Genomic DNA, 15,141 nt, shown 5'->3' on the forward strand with positions numbered 1-15,141 from the left:
TCGATAGGCCGGCTGGCACCAACATCGTCTCAACGGACTAACGCGGTGGCCGCGGTTCGGGTCGTCCGTTTGGACGTGGCGAGGTCGCCGAGCGGGACGGCATGTTCCGGCGCTGGCGCCCGGTTTGAGTGCGCCCCGCACCCGCACCTGCGCGCAGGGAGTGGTGCAGTCATTGCTGCCCCATAAGGACATCCCATGCTCAACCGCATCACTATCGCTCAGCGTCTTTGGCTCTGGGCCATGCTTGCCAGCTTTCTGTTCTTCTGCGCCGTGGGGCTGGGCTGGCATGGCCTGTACCAGGCCCGCGACAGCTTACGCGTGGTGCATGACCAGCGGTTGAGGGCATTGGAGGAGTTCGCCGAGATCGGTCGGCGCCTGGATGAAAACCGTCGCTTGGTGCTGCTGGCCTTCCAGTACGATCCCAGCGGGCAGTTGGTGCGCGCTCATGAGCGTCCGGTCGGGGTGCATCTGGATGCCATCGAAGGCAACAACGAGGCCATTGCCACCCTGTGGGCGCAAGCGGCAACCTGGCCCGGCGAGCAGGCGCACGTCGAGGCGTTCGAGGCGGCCTATTCGGAATGGTTGCTGGAACTCGACAGCGTCCTGGCCTCGCTGCGCCTGGAAGACTTCCGCTCCGATGGCATGGTGGCGTTTCTGGGCATCGGCATGCCTCTGGGCGAGCAGGCGATGAGGGCGTTGGATGGCTTGCGCCAGGCTCAGCGGGCCCTTACTGAACAGGATTATCGGGCCGCGGAGCGGCGCTACCAGTGGGTGTTGATGGCCTATCTGGCCCTGGCGGTGCTGGGGGTGTTGGCGGGCGGCCTGACGGCGTTCTCCGTTTTAAGGCGGCTGCGGCGCGCTTTTGCCGTGGCCAGCGAGAGTCTGGGCGCCATGGCCGCCGGGGACCTGTCGCGCCCGGTTCCCCAGTTGGGCCGGGACGAGGTCGGCAGGATGCTGCACGACATGGCGGTGATGCGCGACAGCCTGCGGGGGCTGATCGCCGCTGTGCGCGAGCAGACGCAGCGGCTGGAGCATGAGGCGCGGCAAATGGCTGACGTGGCGGCCGGGTCGTCGGTCGCCACGCAACAGCAGACGTTGGCGGTCGATGCCATGTCCCGCTTGGTCAAGGGGCTGTCGCAGGCCATCGAGCGGGTCGAGACCCACGCGCAAGCTACGCGGCGAATCACCGAAGAGTCGGCTTGTCGCTCCGCCGAGAGCGAGGGTGCGGTTCGCGCCATGGCCGATGAGATGCAGGGCATCTCGGAGGTGGTGGCGGACACGGCGCGACACATTCGCGAGCTGGACATTCTGTCCGGGGATATCAGCAGTGTTCTCGGAGTCATCCGCGAGGTGGCCGAGCAGACCAACCTACTAGCCCTCAATGCTGCCATCGAGGCGGCCCGGGCGGGCGAGCAGGGGCGAGGTTTCGCCGTCGTGGCCGATGAGGTTCGCCTGCTGGCCAGGCGAACCGGGAACTCCATTGCCCAGGTCAGCGACATCGTCGCGCGCATCCAGAACGGCACTCAGGACGTGGTGCGCAGTATGGATAGGGCCGTCCAGCGGGTGCAGGACGGGGTCGGCCTGGCGGACGAGGCGGGTTCTGCGATCACCCAGATCAGGCATGGCGCCGAGCGGGTGATCGAGGCGGTGGGTGGCATCGGTGATGCGGTCCAGGCCCAGGCACAGGCCATGCATGAGATTACCGAGCAAGTCGAGGAGATGGCCGGTGGCACCCGGGAGCTGTCACAAAGCGCCGAGCGCGGCGCCGAGGCAGCGGCCGATCTGGATCGCCTGGCCGCCGAGCTGGCTCGTCTGTCGGCGCGCTTCATTGTCGAGCGCGCATCCTCCGAAGTTGCGTCTAGTCCGCTTTGACGATGAGCCGCTTTGCCCTCGCGTCGGATTATCCAGTCACGCCTGCGCAACCGCGCGATAACAAGAGAGAGCCGACGATGACTGCGACTCGGGAAAAAACGCCACAAGAAATCGAATTGATCGAACGTGCACGGCGCCTGGTGCCGCAGCTCAAGGCTCGCGCGGCCCAGGCCGAGCGTGAATTCAAGGTGCCGGTGGAAACCATTGCTGACATGCAGGAGATGGGGCTGTTCCGTGCTCTGCAGCCCAAGGCCTACGGCGGCTATGAGATCGACCTGCGGGCCTTCTTCGAAATCCAGATGACCCTTGCGGAGGGCTGTATGTCCACCGCTTGGGTCTACGGCGTGCTCGGCGTCCACCCCTGGCAGCTGGCCCGCTATCCCCTTGAGGCCCAGAAGGACGTCTGGGGCGAGGACAGCAGCACCCTGATGTCCTCCACCTACATGCCGGTGGCGAAAGTAACCCCGGTAGAAGGTGGCTACCGCATCAGCGGGCGCTGGGGCTTCTCCAGCGGCAGCGAGCACTGCAGCTGGTGCCTGCTGGGCGGCATCATCCCGCCGGAAGGCGACCAGCCCGCCGAGCACGGCACCTTCCTGCTGCCACGCAGCGACTACCGCATCGAGCACAACTGGGACGTTCTGGGGCTACGCGGTACCGGCAGTCACGACATCGTGGTGGAAGACGCCTTTGTGCCGGCCTACCGGGTCCAGCGCACCAACAACTGGACGGTGGAAGCCACTCCGGGCCGGCTGGTCAACACCAACCCAATCTATGCCATTCCCTTCGCCCAGATCTTCGCCCGCGCGGTGTCCACCTCAGCAATGGGAGCGCTGCAGGGGGCGATCGATGAGTTTCGCAGCAATGCCGCGCAGCACATCGGCAAGCACGGCGCCAAGACCGCCGAAGACCCAGGCGCGCAGAACGCCGTGGCCGACGCCACCATCACCCTCGACATGCTCAAGCTGGTACTGGAGCGCAACTACGGGCAGTTGATGGAGCTGGCGCAGGCCAACAAGTATCCGGACGTAGAGACGCGGCTGCTGTACCGCTTCCAGTCTTCCTACGTGACCAACATTTGCGCCGAAAAGGTCAACGAGCTGCTGCGCTGCATGGCCGCCTCGGGGCTGTACAGCAGCAATCCGGTGGCGCGCATCTTCCGCGACCTACACCAGGCGCGTGGGCATATCGCCAACAACTACATGGCCTACGGTCGCAGCTATGGCGCGGTACTGCTGGGCCTGCCCAATCCCGATCCCTTCGTTTGACGGCGACCGTACCGTTCGGCATTCGGACGCCGGCGGTGCGGTGATGGATTCCCTCTGGTGCAAGGCAGAATAACAATGACAGGCCAAGCTTCGACTGAAACCCGTTACGACGTCATCATCGTCGGTTCCGGCGCCGGCGCCATGACGGCGGCCGTGTTTGCCGCCGACGCAGGGCTGTCGGTCCTGATGATCGAAAAGACTGCTCAGTACGGCGGCACCTCGGCCATTTCCGGCGGGGGCATCTGGATTCCCAATAACCATCATTTCCAGGCCAAGGGCGGCGGCGACAGTTTCGACAAGGCCTGGACCTATCTCAAGGCCGCCGTTGGCGACCGGGTCGACGAGGCTCGGCTTCGCGCCTATCTGGAACAGGCGCCGCGGATGGTGCGTGAGCTTGAACAATGCAGTCGCGTGCGCTTCGCCGTCGCCGAGAAATACCCCGACTACTACCCGCACTTGCCGGGCGCCTTGCCCGGTGGACGCTCATTGGACCCGGAGATCTTCGATGCCAGCGTGCTGGAGGAGGAGTTCGACAACCTGCGCCCGGCATCGCCGACCACGCTGTTGATGGGCAAGATCGCCTGGACCGCGCGTCAGGCGCACAAGGCCATGTCGCGCAGCTTCGGCTGGCGTTTCGTGCTGCTGGGCCTGATGTTGCGCTACCGCCTGGATTTCAAATGGCGGCGCAAAACTGATCTCGACCGCCGAACCGCTCTGGGGGCTTCGCTGGTGGCCTCGCTGCGCCGTTCGCTGATGGATCGCCAGGTGCCGCTGTGGTTGCGCACCGATTTCCGCGAGCTGCTGGTAACGGAGGGGCGGGTCAGTGGTGTTCGCGTCGAGCGCGATGGCGAGCTGATCGAACTGCACGCCTCGCGAGGAGTGATTCTCGGCTCCGGGGGATTCGAGCACAACCAGGCCCTGCGCGAGCGCTATCTGCCCAAGCCCACCAATGCCGCCTGGAGCGCGACGCCGCCAGGTGCCAACACTGGCGCCGCGTTGGAGGCGGCACTGGCCGAGGGAGCTGCCACGGATCTGATGGAACACGGTTGGTGGGCACCCACCATTGCCGTGCCGGGAGAGGAAAAGCCCAGGCCGATCTTTGCCGAACGCGCCTTTCCCGGCTCCATCGTCGTCAACGGCCGAGGCCAGCGCTTCGTCAACGAGGCGGCGCCCTACCTGGAATTCGTGGCGGCCATGTATCGCGACAATCAGGCGACTGACGGCCAGTCGCTGCCGGCCTGGGTGATCTTCGACGCGCGTTTCCGCTTCCGCTACGCCATGGGGCCGCTGATGCCCTCGCAGATCATGCCTGATGACCGACTGCCAGCCGACTGGCTGGGCAACTTGTATTTCAAGGCAGACACCCTCGACGCGCTGGCACAGCAGATCGGCGTGGACTCGGCAGGCCTTCAGGCGAGCGTTGCGCGTTTGAACGGCTTCGCCCGTACGGGGCAGGACCTGGAGTTCGGCCGCGGCGGCAACGTGTTCGACCGTTATTACGGCAGTGTCGACGTCAAACCCAATCCCTGCCTCGCGCCCCTGGACCAGGCACCGTTCTACGCGATGCGCATGGATGCCGGCGACATCGGCACCAAGGGTGGGCTGCTGACAAACGAGCATGCCCAGGTCCTGCTTGCCAATGGCGAGGTGATCGAGGGGCTGTACGCGATTGGCAACACTTCCGCCTCTGTGTTCGGCACCACCTATCCGGGCGCCGGCGGCACGCTGGGGCCTGCCATGACCTTCGGCTACATCGCCGCCAGACACTTGTCCGGCCAGCGCTGAGGAGCGGCACATGAGCAGCTATGACGACCAAGGCGTGACCGAAATCCTGCCGCCCTTGCGGGTCGACGATGCCGATCGGCATGCCTGGGACGATACCTGCGACCTGCTGGTGGCAGGTTGGGGAGCCGCCGGTGCCTGCACCGCGCTGGAAGCTCATGCACAGGGTCTCCAGGTTTTGATAGCCGACCGCTTCCAGGGCGGCGGCGCCAGCGCCAAGAGCGGTGGAATCGTCTATGCCGGCGGCGGCACGCGGCAACAGAGCGACGCGGGCTTCGCCGATACGCCTGAAGCCATGTTCGAATACCTGCGCCATGAAACGCAGGGCGTCGTCGGCGATGACACCTTGCGGCGTTTCTGTGAGCAAAGCGTGGAGAACCTGCAGTGGCTGGAAAGTCACGGCGCCGAATATGGCTCGAGCATGCCGCCCGGTGGCGGCAAGACCTCCTATCCGCCGGATGGCTACTACCTCTATTACTCGGGCAACGAAAAGGTGCCGGCCTATGCCGGTGCGGACTCGCCGGCGCCTCGCGGTCATCGCACCGTGGGCAAGGGCCAGAGCGGCCAGGTGCTGTTCAATCAGCTGCGCGACGCCTGCCGCCGGGCCGGCATTCGCACCCGGTTGCAGTCCAGCATCCGCCGCCTGGTACTCGATGGCGAGGGCGCGGTGGTTGGCGCTGAACTCTGGTGCCTGCCGTCAGGCAGCCGTCAGGCGCGCACTCATGCTCGACTGGCCGCCGCTGCCGAGCGCTGGCAGAACCTCGCCCCCAGTTACAGCGACCGACTGCGCGCACGCCTTGTGTGCATCGAGCGTGACTACGCGCAACCGATCACGATTCGCGCCCGTTGCGGCGTTGTGCTGAGCACCGGCGGCTTCATTTTCAACCAACAGATGATGCGCGAGCATGGTGCCCGCTACCTGCACACCTTCAAGGTAGGCGCCACCGGTTGTGACGGCTCGGCTATACGCCTGGGCTCCAGTGTCGGCGCCGCCAGCGCCCAGCTTGAACGGATTTCTGCCTGGCGCTTCCTCAGCCCGCCGTTGTGTTGGCCCAAAGGCATGGTAGTGAACGGCCGGGGACGACGCGTCTGCAACGAGGAGGTCTACGGGGCCACGCTGGGCGTGCGCCTGTGCGAGGAACACGACGGCAAGGGCTGGCTGATCCTCGACCGGAACCTGCGCCGACAAGCACTGAAGGAAACGCTGCGCGGCGGCTACTGGTGGTTTCAGACGATGCCGGCATTGCTGCTGATGCTGTTCGCCCGCAAGGGCAAGACCATCGAGGCACTGGCCGGGGCGATCGGCGCCGATCCCGTCACGCTGGCCGATACCCTGGCACGCTACAACGCCGCTGCGCGTGGCGTGGGCGAGGATGAAACGGGCAAGTCAGCAGACAGTCGCCAGGCCCTGGAGCAAGGTCCCTTTTACGCCTGCGACATTTCCGTCGGCAGCGCTGCCTATCCCATGGGGGGGCTGACCCTGGGCGGGCTGCAGGTGGATGAGAGCAGCGGGGTCGTGCTCGACCAGTCCGGCATACCGATTCCCGGTCTTTACGCCGCCGGCCGCGCGGCGGTTGGCATCCCATCGCATATGTACATCAGCGGTTTGTCGCTGGCCGATTGTGTGTTTTCCGGTCGGCGCGCAGGACGCGCCGCCGCGGCCACCATCGCCAGGCCCGTGCCGGAAAAAGTCGTCGTATGAGTCTTCCTAGCATGTCCGCTGTCATCGCCGCCGCAGTGCTGCATCGCTGCGTTCGCTCGGACGAGTGCCGGCGCCTTCACATGAGTATTGAGTCATGAGCAACTACATAGCACTGCGGGTTGCGCAGGTCGTCGAGGAAACCGCCGATGCCCGCTCGCTGGTCTTCGAGGTCCCGCCGAGTCTGGCCCAGGCGTTTCGCTATCGGCCGGGCCAGTTCCTCACGCTGCGCGTGCCCCACGGCGACGGCTGGTTGCCGCGCTGCTATTCGCTGTCGAGCACGCCGCTGCTGGAAGAGCCGCTGCGGGTCACCATCAAGCGCGTTGCCGACGGCCGTGCATCGAATTGGCTCTGTGACCAGCTGCGCGCCGGGGACAATCTGCAAGTCCTCCCGCCAGCGGGTGTGTTCGTGCCCAAGCGACTGGACGGGGATCTGCTGCTGTTCGGCGGCGGCAGCGGAATCACGCCGGTGCTGTCGATCCTGCGCTCGGCGCTGCTCGCCGGTACAGGTCGGATCTTGCTGATCTACGCCAACCGCGACGAAGCCTCGGTAATTTTCCGCGACGAACTGCGCAAGCTGGCCAGCGCGCATCCCGCTCGCCTGCAGGTTGTGCACTGGCTGGACTCGATCCAGGGCATCCCTAGCGCCGAGCAGCTCGCCGAGCTGGCACGTCCCTTCGTTCGTGCCGAGGCCTTTATCTGCGGGCCTGGGCCGTTCATGGACACCGCGGTCAGTGCGCTGAAGGCCCTCGGGATGCCGGGGCCGAGCATCCATGTGGAGCGTTTCGTCTCGCTGCCAGGCGAAGGTGAAATCCAGCCGCTGGCCGCCAGCGCAGCGGCCTCTGCCGCGGCCGTCACGGTGGAGTTGGATGGCGAGCACCACCAGCTTGAATGCGAGGCCGGGGAAACACTGCTGGCGGCCATGGAGCGCGCGGGTCTCAAGCCACCCAGTGCCTGCCGGGTCGGCGGCTGCGCCTCGTGCATGTGCACCCTGGAAAAAGGCCAGGTCGAGCTGCTTGTCAACGATGCGCTGGACGCCTCGGAGCTGGACGAAGGCTGGATCCTCACCTGCCAGGCCGTACCCACCAGCGACCAACTGCACATTCGTTTCCCGTGATCACCAGGCGACTTCTAACATGACCGACACCCATTCGCCCCAGACACTGCTTGAGCCAACCGCTGCTGTTGCGCCCATGACCCTCCCAGCGCTGCTGGCTGAGGCGTCGCGGCGCTTTGCCGGAATCGCCGCAATCGAAGAGAACGGCGTGGTCACCCGCTACGCCGAGCTGCCCGAACAGGTCATGGCCGTGACCCGTGGCCTGCTCGCCCGTGGCATCGAAGAAGGCGACAGGGTCGCCATCTGGGCGCCGAACTGCCGGGCCTGGATCATTGCTGCCCTCGGCATTCATTGCGCAGGTGCGGTGATGGTGCCGATCAATACCCGCATGAAAGGCCCCGAGGCAGCCGACGTGTTGGCTCGCAGCGGGACTCGGCTGCTGTTCCTGTGTCGAGAGTTCCTGGGCGTCGATTACCCGGCGCTGCTCCAGCCTTTCCGGCCGGATAGCCTGGAAGGCGAGATCATCCTCGATGAGCCGGTCTCGATCGATGGAAGGCTGGGATGGCAAGCGTTTCTCGATGAGGGGGCTTCAGTGTCCCTGGAGCGGGTCAAGGCCAGAATGGCCGCGGTAACGCCCGAGCATGTCAGCGACCTGCTATTCACCTCCGGCACTACCGGCAAACCCAAGGGCGTGCTGAGCACCCAGGGTCAGCTGCTCCGCGCCTTTCACGAATATGGCAAGGTGATCGGACTCGGCCCAGGCGATCGGTACCTGATCGTTAATCCGTTCTTTCACGCGTTCGGTTACAAGGCCGGCTGGATCAGCTGCCTGCTGGCCGGTGCGACGATCCTGCCGCACGCGGTATTCGACGCCGACGTGGTCATCCGGCGCATCGCCGAGGACCGCATCAGCGTGCTGCCGGGCCCGCCGACGTTGTACCTGTCGATGCTGGCGCATCCGCAGCTGGCGCAAACCGATCTGTCCTCGCTGCGCGTGGCCGTCACTGGGGCGGCCACCATTCCCGCGGTGCTGATCGAGCGCATGCGTACCGACCTGGGCTTCGAGGTGGTGACCACGGCCTACGGCCTTACCGAATGCGGAGGGCTGGCGACCATCTGCGATCCCGGCGCGCCGGCCGAGGTGGTTGCCGCCACCAGCGGACGGCCCATCGCCGGGACCGAGGTGAGCATCCGCAATGCCGAGAACCAGCTTCTGCCTGCGGGGGAGACCGGTGAGATCTGCCTGCGCGGCTTCCACGTCATGCGTGGCTATTTCCAGGACCCGGACGCCACCGCCGAGGCGATCGATGCCGAGGGCTGGCTGCACACCGGTGATGTGGGACGGCTCGACGAGCAAGGCAATCTGCAGATCACCGACCGCCTCAAGGACATGTTCATCGTGGGTGGCTTCAACTGCTACCCGGCAGAGATCGAAGCCGTGTTGCTCCAGCATCCGGCCATCGCCCAGGTGGCGGTGATCGGCGTACCGGACGAGCGCATGGGCGAGGTCGGCTGTGCCTGCGTGGTACGCCACGCGAACCAGTCGCTGGAGGGACCCGAGCTGATTGCCTGGTGCCGCGAGCGAATGGCCAATTACAAGGTGCCGCGCATGGTGCATTTCTTCGAGGCGCTGCCCCTTAACCCGTCCAACAAGGTCGCCAAGAACGACCTGCGCACGCTGCTGGCGACCTGAGCCGCAGCGGGCACTCCCGTTTCCTGGCTGCCGGGTTACCGGCCGCAACCCCGAAGCGATAGCAGTACAACAACAAGAACGGAGATAGCTATGAGCGTGAAGAAAGCGAGTTTTGTCCCGCACCTGCTGGGTGTATCGGTCGCCATCGCCAGCGGCGCGGCGGTGGCCGGACCTTCCTTTGAAATCGGTGAAAGAACCACGGTCGATACCACCCTGACGGTGAACTACACCGCCTCGGTGCGAACCGGCAAACCCGCCAAACAGTATCTTGAAAGCATCAACAACGATGACAGTACGCGCAACTTCGATCGCGGCTCGCTGATCACCAACCGGGTCAGTCTTTTCGGCGAAGTGCTGGTGCGCCATGACAACCTGGGGGCAGTGCTGCGCGGCAGCCACTTCTATGATGAGGCCTATCACGGCCGCAACGACAACGATTCACCCGATACCGTGAACAAAGGCGGGCGCAACAACACCTTCACTCGCGACACTCGGCGCGACAGCGGCGGCCGCGCCCGCCTGCTCGATGCCTATGTGTACGGCAACTTCGACGTTCTGGATGGGCAGTACCTGTCGCTCAAGGCCGGCCGGCATCTGGTGGCCTGGGGCGAGAGCATGTTCTGGCCCAATATCAGCCAGGGGCAGGCGCCGGTCGATGCGACCAAGTTCAACGTGCCGGGCACCGAGGCGAAAGACGCCTATCTGCCGGTGGGGCAGTTCTCGGCGTCCTGGTCGCTGAACGAGGATCTGGCGCTGCTGGGCTTCTACCAGTACGAGTGGGAAGAAACGCAGCTCAATCCCGTGGGTGACTACTTCAACGGCAGCGATATCTTCGGCCCCGGCGCCGAGTACTTTCGTTTCGCCGCCGGCGATCCGCAGTTTGCCGCACTGGCCTACGCAGGCGAGGAAAAACCGCGCGACAGCGGCCAGTGGGGCCTGGGCCTGCGCTACCGGCTGACCGACAGCACTGAGGTCGGCCTGTTCCACTATCGCTACCACGAGCGCGTCGGTGCGCTGTTCTTCAACTTCGGTGGCGATACCCGCTATTCGTCACTGTCCGGCAACGTGGCGCCCGGCACCTTCAAGCTGGGTTACTTCGAGGACGTGAAACTGACCGGGGTGAGTTTCAGCTCGAAGATCGGGGACGCAGTGCAGTTCGCCGGCGACCTCAGCTATCGCGACGGCTCGGCGGTCTACTTGGACAACGGCACGCCGGCACGCGGCGAAGTCTGGCAGGCGAACCTCAACGCGCAGTACCTCATCGGCCCGAGCTGGCTGTCGCACCAGACCTCGGTGTTCGGCGAAGTGATGCACCAGTACATCGAGTCGGTGGACCCGGTCGGCATCACCGTCGACGGGGTGAATATCGGCAGCTTCGACAGCTTCATCTATGACGGCCAGACCCGTGGATCGACGCTGCTCGGCCTGGGCGCGCAGATGGAGTACCCGAGCCTGTTCAGCGGCTGGGACCTGGTGACCAAGGTCAACTGGCAGCAGAACCTCGACGGCAGCGCATTACAGGGCATTGGCCGTGCGGAAAAGCGCCTGACCCTGGGGGCGGACCTCAAGTACCTGGGCAACTTCCAGGTGGGGGTGACCTATGTCGATTACCTCAGCTCGCCGAGTATTTCCCAGGGGCGGATGATGGCAGATCGCGACTATCTGTCGTTCAACGCCAAGTACAGCTTCTGATTGCTGTCTAGGGCCCACTGACCGAAAGGTGGAGCGCGGGGTGACCTGTGTTCCACCTTTCGTTTTTTTGCCAGGAGCTCATATGTCGAACAGTTCCGTGGATGTATCGGTTTTCCAGCCGTTGCGCATCGGTCCGCTGACCCTGCGCAATCGCTTTATCAAGGCGGCGACCAACGAAGGCGCCGCCCGCAACGGCATCCCCACCGGCCAGTCGCTGCGCCTGCACGAGCGCATCGCCGCTGGCGGCGCGGGGATGACCACGCTGGCCTACTGTGCGGTGAGTGCCGACGGGCGCACCCTGCCCGATCAGGTGGTGCTCGACCGCAACAGCCTGCCGCACCTGCGTGCGTTGACCCAGGCGGTGCATCGCGAGGGGGCGGCGGCAGCCGCGCAGATTACCCATGGGGGCTGCTTCACCTTCCTGCCACCGAGTGGTTCCGCCTTGCCGCTGTCGGCCAGCGGCGGCTTCAACAAGGTCGGCATCATGAGTGGCATGCTGTGCAAGCAGGCCATGACCGAGGCGGATCTGGCGCAAGTGTCCGGCGAGTTCGTGCAGGGTGCGCGGCTGGCACGGGAGGCGGGCTTCGATGCCGTCGAGCTGCACATGGGCCACGGTTACCTGCTCAGCCAGTTCATTTCGCCGCTCTACAACAAGCGCCGTGACGGTTATGGCGGATCGCTGGAGAACCGCATGCGCTTCCCGCTCAGGGTCCTGCGCCAGGTGCTGGACGCAGTGGGGAATGAGCTGGCGGTGGTCTGCAAGTACAGCGTCACCGACGGCGTACGCGGAGGCAACCAGGCCGAGGACGGCGCCGCCATAGCGCGCTTGTTCGAGGCCGAGGGTGCCCACCTGCTGGTACTGAGCGCCGGAATGAACGTTGAGTCGATCACCACCATGTTCGGCTCATCCTTTCCCAAGGAAAACCGCGTCAGCACCGGCAAACCGGTGATCGACGCCGTGGTAGCCCTGAAGAGCCTGCTGGAGCCGCAGGTGCGCTTTCGCGAACTGTACCTGCTCGAGCACTCGCGCAAGGTCCGCGCCGCCGTGCGCATGCCGTTGGCCTACCTCGGCGGGGTGAAAAGTCTGGAGAGTATCGAGCACCTCATGGCGCAGGGCTTCGATGCGGTGGCGCTGGGCCGTGTGTTGCTGGCCGAGCCCGATTATGTCAACAAGCTGCGCTCCGGTGCCTGCCGTGACTCCATCTGTACGGCGTGCAATCGCTGCGTGGCGATGATGTACACGCCGGGCGGCACCTCTTGCGTGCTGGGCGAGCCGGGGGACGCGCAGCTCAACGCTGTCGGGGCCGCCTCGCTCTAGCGGCCTTCGAAACGGGGCGGACGTTTTTCGAGAAACGCCTGCATGCCTTCCTTCTGGTCGCGGGTGGCGAACAACAGCGCCGCCGCTCGTCGCTCCAGGGCGAGCCCGGCGTCCAGCGACGCATCCATGCCCAAGAGGATGACTTCCTTGATCTGCTCGGCGGCAAGCGGCGGCATGGCGGCGATCGAGCGGGCCAGTCCCAGTGCGTGACCCAGCACTTCGTCGTCGGCGACCACCTCGCTGACCAGCCCGGCGATCCACGCCTGTTCGGCATTCAGGGGCTGGCCAGTCAACGCCATGTGCATCGCCTTGGCCTTGCCGACCGCGCGAACCAGGCGCTGGGTGCCGCCGATGCCGGGCATGATGCCGAGCCGGATTTCCGGCTGGGAAAAACGTGCGTTGCGTCCGGCGATGATGATGTCGGCAAGCATCGCCAGTTCGCAGCCGCCGCCGTAGGCATAGCCGCAAACCGCCGCGATGACCGGTTTGGGGCAATTGCGGATCGGCGCCCAGAGCCGTTCGGTGTGTCGCTGGTAAAGCTCCATCGCGCCGACCTCGAGCATGTCCCCTATGTCACCGCCTGCGGCGAACACCTGGTCGCCGCCGGTGACCAGGATGCAGCGGGTCTGCGGATCTTCCGACAATATCGAAAACTGCGCCGCCAGCATTGTCTGCAATTCCGGGCTGAGCGCGTTGCGCGCGTCCGGGCGATGCAGGCGCAACAGGGCAATGCCGGGTTCCGGGCGCTCCAGCAGAACGGGAGGGGATGGATCGCTCATGCCATGACTCCGATGCTGGATCGAACACCGATTGTCGGAGGCGCCTGTTCCGCGCTCATCGTCCGTTCAGACGACGAGCGCACCCGCGGCGATTGCCCAGAATGCCGACAACATCGCAACAGGAGCAATTTATGGATATCCAGGCGGGCTTGGACTACAGCGGCAAGGTGGTGCTGGTGACCGGTGGCGCCCGAGGCGTGGGCGCCGGCATCACGCGCACCTTTCTCGCGGCCGGGGCACAGGTGGTGGTGTGCGGCCGCAACGAGCCGGAAGACTTGCCGCAGGTGGCGCATAACCGTGCCAGCTTCATTGCCGCAGACGTGCGCGACCTGCAATCACTGGAGGCCCTGTTCGGCGAGATCCGCCAGCGTTTCGGCCGTCTCGACGTGCTGGTCAACAACGCTGGCGGCAGCCCGCCGGCGGACGCGGGTACGGCTTCGCCTCGCTTCCACGAGAGCATTATCCGGCTGAACCTGATCGCCCCGCTGAACGTGGCCCAGCAGGCCAATGCGCTGATGCAGGCGCAGGCCGAAGGCGGCGTGATCGTCTTTATCGGCAGCATCAGCGCCTTGCGTCCATCGCCTTTGACCGCGGCTTACGGTGCGGCCAAGGCGGGCATTCTTTCGCTGGCCAGCTCGCTGGCGGTGGAGTGGGCGCCGAAGGTGAGGGTGGTGGCGGTCAGTCCCGGCCTGGTGCATACCGAGCAGTCCCACCAGCACTACGGAGACGAGGCGGGCATCGCGGCGGTGAGTGCCACCATTCCGGCCAATCGTCTGGCGACACCTGAGGATATCGGCGCGGCCTGCCTGTTTATCGCCTCTCCGCTGGGTGGTTACGCCAGTGGCTGCAACCTGCTGCTGCACGGCGGCGGCGAGCGCCCGGCGTTTCTGGATGCTTCCAACGCCTGAGTGATCGGGCGGGCGACACCGGCAGACCGTGAGCGACGGTCCGCCGGCTGCAATCATGCGTGGCGCAGGAAATCCAGACAGCTGCGATTGAACAGCTCGCGATGCTCGACCTGAACCCAATGGCCGCAGCGGTTGAGGATGACCACCTGTGCCCATTGGGCGTTGTCGACAATGCGTTGAGCGCCGCCGACCGGGTTGAAGTTGTCGTTGTTGCCCCAGAAACACAGAATCGGGCAGGCGATTTCGCCCAGGCGCGCAGTCATGTTGGGGATCAGCATGGTACTGAAGAGGTTCTTCGGCTGGGTGACCGCAACGGCCACCCGCTCGGCCAGGAGTTCCTCGGGCAGGATCGACGGATCGAACAGCTGCAGGCTCATCATGCTGCGCATTTCCGGCAGGCCGATAGGGCCGGCGCCGAACAGCGAGACCATGCGCTGGATGCCCGGCATCTGGAAGTAGGTTTCGCGCTCCTCCACGCCGCCAGGCGCCAGCAGGATCAGTTTCTCCGCCAGCTCCGGCTCGGCCAGCGCCAGGCCCAGCGCGATGGCGCCGCCCAGCGAGTTGCCCAGCAGTGTGCAGCGGGTGATGTCCAGAGCCTGGGTGAAGGCGCGCAGCGTGGCGACAAAGAATTCAAGATCGTACATGCCGGTGTCCGGCTTGTCGGAGCGACCGAATCCCGGCAGGTCGAGCACGATGTTGCGGTAGCCGGCCTCAGCCAGCACAGGGAAGTTGCCCTTGAAGTTGCTGAAGCCACTGGCGCCGGGGCCGCTGCCATGCAGCCAGAGCACTACGGGGCCCTGGCCCTCGTCCAGGTAATGCAGGCGCAGGCCGTTGTGCAGCGTCAGGTAATGGCCCACCGGCAGGGGCAGGTCTTGGTTCTGGGTCATCGCGGATTCTCCGATAGCAGGGAAGGGGCAACGGCATGCAGCGCGCCGTGTATCCCGTCACGCGATGGTCGGACGCCCGGTATCCAAGAGCATCGTTCGTTCAGACGAGTCGGCGGGTAATCGCACACAAGACGTTCCGTTTAGTCCCCCTGGACGATGCGGCGCTGCGCGGCGACCCGAATCATGCGG

Annotated in this window: 11 protein-coding genes; 9 read left to right on the top strand and 2 right to left on the bottom strand. The window is 65.4% G+C overall.

Annotation, left to right across the window (positions count from 1 at the left end):
• The first annotated feature begins 195 nt into the window (after positions 1–195).
• From BN1079_RS16450 to BN1079_RS16485, 8 genes are all read left to right on the top strand, one after another.
• The gene (locus BN1079_RS16450; RefSeq protein ID WP_052114506.1) at positions 196–1,872 is read left to right on the top strand and encodes a methyl-accepting chemotaxis protein; all 1,677 of its coding nucleotides are present in this window, start codon (positions 196–198) and stop codon (positions 1,870–1,872) included.
• A 77-nt stretch (positions 1,873–1,949) separates the two neighbouring features.
• The gene (locus BN1079_RS16455; protein ID WP_037026300.1) at positions 1,950–3,137 is read left to right on the top strand and encodes an acyl-CoA dehydrogenase family protein; all 1,188 of its coding nucleotides are present in this window, start codon (positions 1,950–1,952) and stop codon (positions 3,135–3,137) included.
• 75 nt (positions 3,138–3,212) lie between these two features.
• Positions 3,213–4,922 carry an FAD-binding protein gene (locus BN1079_RS16460; protein ID WP_037026303.1) on the top strand — a complete coding sequence of 570 codons (1,710 nt, stop codon included), beginning with the start codon at positions 3,213–3,215 and terminating at the stop codon, positions 4,920–4,922.
• A 10-nt stretch (positions 4,923–4,932) separates the two neighbouring features.
• Positions 4,933–6,621 carry an FAD-binding protein gene (locus BN1079_RS16465; protein WP_052114507.1) on the top strand — a complete coding sequence of 563 codons (1,689 nt, stop codon included), beginning with the start codon at positions 4,933–4,935 and terminating at the stop codon, positions 6,619–6,621.
• A 94-nt stretch (positions 6,622–6,715) separates the two neighbouring features.
• Entirely contained in the window at positions 6,716–7,735 is a 1,020-nt protein-coding gene (locus BN1079_RS16470; protein WP_037026305.1) for a ferredoxin--NADP reductase, read from the top strand.
• A 19-nt stretch (positions 7,736–7,754) separates the two neighbouring features.
• Positions 7,755–9,368 (top strand): FadD3 family acyl-CoA ligase, encoded by a 1,614-nt coding sequence (locus BN1079_RS16475; protein WP_052114508.1) that lies wholly within the window; start codon positions 7,755–7,757, stop codon positions 9,366–9,368.
• 90 nt (positions 9,369–9,458) lie between these two features.
• The gene (locus tag BN1079_RS16480; RefSeq protein WP_052114509.1) at positions 9,459–11,060 is read left to right on the top strand and encodes a DUF1302 domain-containing protein; all 1,602 of its coding nucleotides are present in this window, start codon (positions 9,459–9,461) and stop codon (positions 11,058–11,060) included.
• A gap of 82 nt (positions 11,061–11,142) precedes the next feature.
• The gene (locus tag BN1079_RS16485) at positions 11,143–12,378 is read left to right on the top strand and encodes an NADH:flavin oxidoreductase (protein WP_037026306.1); all 1,236 of its coding nucleotides are present in this window, start codon (positions 11,143–11,145) and stop codon (positions 12,376–12,378) included.
• Here the strand turns inward: BN1079_RS16485 and BN1079_RS16490 are convergent.
• The gene (locus BN1079_RS16490) at positions 12,375–13,157 is read right to left on the bottom strand and encodes an enoyl-CoA hydratase (protein WP_037026307.1); all 783 of its coding nucleotides are present in this window, start codon (positions 13,155–13,157) and stop codon (positions 12,375–12,377) included. The two genes, BN1079_RS16485 and BN1079_RS16490, sit on opposite strands and share 4 nt — an antisense overlap.
• A 131-nt stretch (positions 13,158–13,288) precedes the next feature.
• Between BN1079_RS16490 and BN1079_RS16495 the strand changes: the two genes are divergently transcribed.
• Complete coding sequence (locus BN1079_RS16495) at positions 13,289–14,065, top strand: SDR family oxidoreductase (protein WP_037026308.1); 777 nt, start codon at positions 13,289–13,291, stop codon at positions 14,063–14,065.
• Between the two features lie 53 nt (positions 14,066–14,118).
• On the opposite strand, the gene BN1079_RS16500 is transcribed toward BN1079_RS16495, so the two are convergent.
• Positions 14,119–14,952, bottom strand: coding sequence for an alpha/beta fold hydrolase (locus tag BN1079_RS16500; RefSeq protein WP_037026310.1), 834 nt, complete (start codon positions 14,950–14,952; stop codon positions 14,119–14,121).
• Positions 14,953–15,141: the final 189 nt, after the last annotated feature.

This window comes from Pseudomonas saudiphocaensis (genome assembly GCF_000756775.1).
GTDB lineage: Bacteria > Pseudomonadota > Gammaproteobacteria > Pseudomonadales > Pseudomonadaceae > Stutzerimonas > Stutzerimonas saudiphocaensis.

Coding starts and splice junctions, on each gene's coding strand:
- BN1079_RS16450 (WP_052114506.1), top strand. CDS start 196: ATGCTCAACCGCATCACTATCGCTCAGCGTCTTTGGCTCTGGGCCATG.
- BN1079_RS16455 (WP_037026300.1), top strand. CDS start 1,950: ATGACTGCGACTCGGGAAAAAACGCCACAAGAAATCGAATTGATCGAA.
- BN1079_RS16460 (WP_037026303.1), top strand. CDS start 3,213: ATGACAGGCCAAGCTTCGACTGAAACCCGTTACGACGTCATCATCGTC.
- BN1079_RS16465 (WP_052114507.1), top strand. CDS start 4,933: ATGAGCAGCTATGACGACCAAGGCGTGACCGAAATCCTGCCGCCCTTG.
- BN1079_RS16470 (WP_037026305.1), top strand. CDS start 6,716: ATGAGCAACTACATAGCACTGCGGGTTGCGCAGGTCGTCGAGGAAACC.
- BN1079_RS16475 (WP_052114508.1), top strand. CDS start 7,755: ATGACCGACACCCATTCGCCCCAGACACTGCTTGAGCCAACCGCTGCT.
- BN1079_RS16480 (WP_052114509.1), top strand. CDS start 9,459: ATGAGCGTGAAGAAAGCGAGTTTTGTCCCGCACCTGCTGGGTGTATCG.
- BN1079_RS16485 (WP_037026306.1), top strand. CDS start 11,143: ATGTCGAACAGTTCCGTGGATGTATCGGTTTTCCAGCCGTTGCGCATC.
- BN1079_RS16490 (WP_037026307.1), bottom strand. CDS start 13,157: ATGAGCGATCCATCCCCTCCCGTTCTGCTGGAGCGCCCGGAACCCGGC.
- BN1079_RS16495 (WP_037026308.1), top strand. CDS start 13,289: ATGGATATCCAGGCGGGCTTGGACTACAGCGGCAAGGTGGTGCTGGTG.
- BN1079_RS16500 (WP_037026310.1), bottom strand. CDS start 14,952: ATGACCCAGAACCAAGACCTGCCCCTGCCGGTGGGCCATTACCTGACG.